The sequence below is a fragment of the Phycisphaerae bacterium genome, from assembly GCA_018003015.1.
Taxonomy (GTDB): Bacteria; Planctomycetota; Phycisphaerae; order UBA1845; family PWPN01; genus JAGNEZ01.
Genome location: JAGNEZ010000139.1, coordinates 1 through 3,897, shown reverse-complemented (window position 1 = coordinate 3,897; position 3,897 = coordinate 1). Strand labels below are relative to the sequence as shown.

Genomic DNA, 3,897 nt, shown 5'->3' with positions numbered 1-3,897 from the left:
GCCCGCAATGCGGCAGCCCGATGCTCGCACCGCAAGCGAACACTGCGTCGTTTACACAGGATTGGCATATACTTGGCCGAAATAAAGCCTTGCCGATGGCCGAATCCTTAGCGTTGTAGTACTAGCTTCACCCGCCAATACAAGCCGCGGCAATTTATTGACTCGAAGGGCCGGGCGCGATAGTATCAACGCCATCATGGAGGGCGGCGCGTGGCTTGACGAGACCACGCCCCCAAGCCGAGGCACGCCATCAGCGCTCGGTGGGCTCGCCCCGACAGACCATGTCCAAGGCCTCCGATCGGGGCGTTTCGCCACGCAAACCGCTCAGACACACTCGGCCCTTCGCCCCCATGTCCGGGCAACGTGTTTTCCTGTAAGCGGAGGGCGGCCAACCCAAAGACCGCGACCCGGGGATTCGACTCTGCGGGCGTTGACCGGAGGAACGGACTATGCGAAGAACCAGGCGCATTCTCCGAGCAGTCGCCGCGGCGTTGGGTTGTGCCGGTGCCGTGGTGCAGGGCGGCGTGATCTACGTCGACGACAATGCGGCGAACGATCCCGGCCCGGGCAATCCGCTTGTCAGCGACCCGCTGGAGGACGGCACCGCCGGGCATCCGTTCGATGCGATCCAGGAAGGAATCAACGTAGCGACGAGCGGTGACACGGTGCTGGTGGCGGATGGCACTTACGCCGGTCCTGGGAACAAGGACCTCGACTTCGCAGGAAGGCTGATCACGGTCAAAGCGGCCAACGGCGCGGCGACCTGCACCATCGACTGCGCGGGCTCCGGGAGGGCCTTCTGGTTCCATACCGGCGAGACCCCCGTGGCGGGCGTGGACGGCTTCACGATGACGGGCGGCTGGGGGGGGGGCCGGAGGCGGAATGGCCATCTGGTCTTCTGCGACGGTGACCAACTGCGTTTTCAACGGGAACGTCGCACTGATTGCAGGCGGCGGAGTGTGCATCTCCACCACACGGGATAGTCCGACGACGGTGTTTGCGAATTGCAGGTTTATCGGGAACTCACTGCGATCAGGGGGCTTCGGCGGGGGAGTGTACATGGAAGCAGGTTCCGTCGCCCTCGTGAACTGCGTGTTCCGCGAGAACTCGGCATCCTGGGGCGGCGGGGTTTTCTTGAACGGGGCAGCGACGCTGACCAACTGTGAATTTGTCCGGAACTCTGCCACCTACGGCGGAGGGGTTTATTTCTCACAGAGTGCGTCCTTGACGAATTGCACGTTCGTCGGGAACGTTGCGGGCCTCTACGGCGGCGGAGTTACATCGTGGGACGTCTCGCAGGCTCCTTGCGATTTGTTCGCGTACAACTGCACCTTCGCGGGCAACGCAGCCGTCGAGGGACGGAGCCTGGCGGCTAACACTGCCTATGCGGACTACTATGTGCATAACTCCATTCTCTGGGAGGTTGACACAATCTACTTCTCCAATTGGGCAAGCTTCAACCCCTCCTATTGCATGGTGATGGGCCGCGGGCTCAGGTTCCCCAACATCGACGCCGATCCATTGTTCGTGCGAGCCCCTGCCGCCGGCCCGGACGGCGAGTGGGGCACGACCGACGACGATCACGGCGACCTGCGTCTTCAGCCCGGCTCGCCCTGCATCGACGCGGCCGCGAACACGTACGTGCCGGCGGATGCGCTTGACCTGGACGGCGATGGCGACACGGCCGAGCGAACGCCGTTCGACCTGGATGGTCATCCGCGTTTCCTGAACGACCCGGATGCCCCTGATACAGGCGCGCCTGACCCGCCGGGTTACCCTTACGTGGTGGACATGGGGGCGTACGAGTTCATACCGGCTATTTCCGGTGATTTCGACCACGACGGCGATGTGGACGCCGACGACCTCAACTTGTTCCAGGCGTGCTTCTGCGGTCCGACCGTGAGTCTGGCCCCCGGCTGCGAGAACAAGGATCTCGACCGCGACAACGACGTCGACCAATCCGATTTCGGCATCTTCCAGTGGTGCTACAGCGGCGCGGGCAGGCCGGCGGATCCGAGCTGCGCGAATACTCCAAAGAAGACCAGCACGCCTCGGTGCCGCGGTTGTACACGTTACGGGATTGCCACGGAACCGATCCCAAACAACACAGTTGCGACAGGCCGGAGCCTGAGGGGCAGATTGGAGTAGTACAGGGCCATTACCCCCCAGCCGACCATGCCCGCCAAGACACACGCGAGCGTAACCCGTCCCGCCCACACCGGGAGCTTTCTTCGCCTGCGCCATCCAGGTAGTAGACGTAACCGCGAGTCATCCGTTCCGTCCGGTCCGGCATTTGTTGGCTGCAACCGGCGGCCAGCAAGGCCAAGGCGATCGGGACTTCAGCCCCGCAGCTTCCGAGCATGCGTACCGGGATCCCAACACACGCGTGTAACGATGTCTTCCTGGTAGCCATCTGATTCGTCATCGACGTTTCCTCCGCTAGAAAGTCATGTGCATTCTCAGGCCACATACCAAGGGCGTCTCTCGATCCTGGAAACCGCCGCCGGGGCGAACGATCACCTGCAAATCGGGACTGACGTGCAGCCACGGCGTGACCCCGATGTTGTCGTAGGCTTCGACCCCCTGCTCGTCGGACGCTCTAAGCACAGCTGGCAGGTCGTTGCTGAGGTTCGCCAGGAAGTACCCGACACCGTAGCTGTCCTTTGCGCGTCTCGGCGATGAAGTCGGCCATGGTCTTGTCGCCGCTCATCAAGGCCATCTCGCCGAACGTGTCGCCGCTTTTGAACCGCCCAATGACCTGACGCTGGCCGCCGTCGCCGAGGACGGAGACCGCCAGATCGCCCTCGATCAGAACGCCAAGGAAAGCGGCGTCCTCGCCGAACTCAACGACGGCCTCGTCAGGCTCGTACGAAACGACTCGCGATTCCTTGACCAGTCGATCAAGTCGGTCGTCGGAGAAATGCATGCAGAGACCGACCCGCTGCCTGAGGAACTCGACGAGTTGCGGATGTGTCATCATCGGTCTTGACCTCTCGATAGCTACGTCTTGTCAGCGAGGAACAACGTCACGTGAATGACGTCCTCGGCTTGTGTTTCCGTCATCGGGAGCCTGCTCCGTCGGAAGACGGAGAGCATGGCCCTGTTTGTCGTAAGCACTTCCGCGTCGAACCTGCTGACGCCCTTCTCTCGTGCGATGCGGGTCAGGTGTCTCAGAAGGGACCCAGCGACTCCAAGTCCGTGGTAGTCTTCCTCGACGATGAACGCGATCTCTGCCCCGCGCGAGCCGTTCAGGTCGAAGGCCACATAGCGGCCACCGCCGATGATGATCTCTCTCCCATCGGAGTCGATGGTCACCACCAACTGGACCCCCGCGCTCACTACGGCACGCCGGTCCCTGGGGCTCACTTCGCCGCTACCCGCTCATCCCGGCCGACGCCCACCGTCTCCGCTATCGAGTCCGACTTCCCGCGAACGAAGGCCGCACCGCTCCCGACGGCAAGCGCCTGTTTTGGATCTAGCAGCTCAAAGAGCTGGATCAGTTTCGTCACCAATTCCGTCCAGCCTGTCTGGTGACGCGCGCCTAAGCCCGCGCCGTTGTCTCCGTGGAAGTACTCATAGAAGAGGATGTGGTCTCGCCAGTGAGGATCGGCCAGGAACTTCTCCGTTCCGCCATAGACCGGCCTCCTGCCGCACTCATCACGAAGGAAGATGCGGGTGAGCCGGTTCGAAATCTGCTTGGCAACCTCGAAGAGGTTCATCATCCTGCCTGAACCGGTGGGACACTCAACCTTGAAGCTGTCACCGTAGTATACCCCAACGTTGCATAATCCGCCCGCCTCAAGCGGCGTGTTGGGCGGTCTTCATCGCCTGCAGCAGGCCGAGGAGCCTTTGCCGGGCCCAGGTATTGGCGTTGCAGGTGAGGGTGAAGACGCCTTG

At 62.5% G+C, this 3,897-nt stretch carries 5 protein-coding genes and 1 pseudogene; 2 read left to right on the top strand and 4 right to left on the bottom strand.

The features are described 5' to 3' along the window. Positions 1–449 precede the first annotated feature (449 nt). Positions 450–983, top strand: a complete 534-nt coding sequence (locus KA354_25200) for a hypothetical protein (protein MBP7937946.1) — start codon at positions 450–452, stop codon at positions 981–983. 76 nt (positions 984–1,059) lie between these two features. Continuing rightward, entirely contained in the window at positions 1,060–2,148 is a 1,089-nt protein-coding gene (locus KA354_25195) for a hypothetical protein (GenBank protein MBP7937945.1), read from the top strand. 291 nt (positions 2,149–2,439) lie between these two features. On the opposite strand, the gene KA354_25190 is transcribed toward KA354_25195, so the two are convergent. The 4 genes and pseudogenes from KA354_25190 to KA354_25175 all read right to left on the bottom strand — a co-directional run bounded on the left by KA354_25190 (position 2,440) and on the right by KA354_25175 (position 3,773). Then, complete coding sequence (locus tag KA354_25190) at positions 2,440–2,637, bottom strand: carbohydrate porin (GenBank protein ID MBP7937944.1); 198 nt, start codon at positions 2,635–2,637, stop codon at positions 2,440–2,442. Continuing rightward, positions 2,600–2,980, bottom strand: coding sequence for a cyclic nucleotide-binding domain-containing protein (locus KA354_25185; protein ID MBP7937943.1), 381 nt, complete (start codon positions 2,978–2,980; stop codon positions 2,600–2,602). Before KA354_25185 ends, KA354_25190 begins: the two co-directional genes overlap by 38 nt. Before the next feature lie 20 nt (positions 2,981–3,000). Beyond that, positions 3,001–3,339 (bottom strand): GNAT family N-acetyltransferase, encoded by a 339-nt coding sequence (locus KA354_25180; GenBank protein ID MBP7937942.1) that lies wholly within the window; start codon positions 3,337–3,339, stop codon positions 3,001–3,003. A gap of 23 nt (positions 3,340–3,362) precedes the next feature. Further along, positions 3,363–3,773: pseudogene (locus tag KA354_25175) on the bottom strand (glucosidase). Positions 3,774–3,897 lie beyond the last annotated feature (124 nt).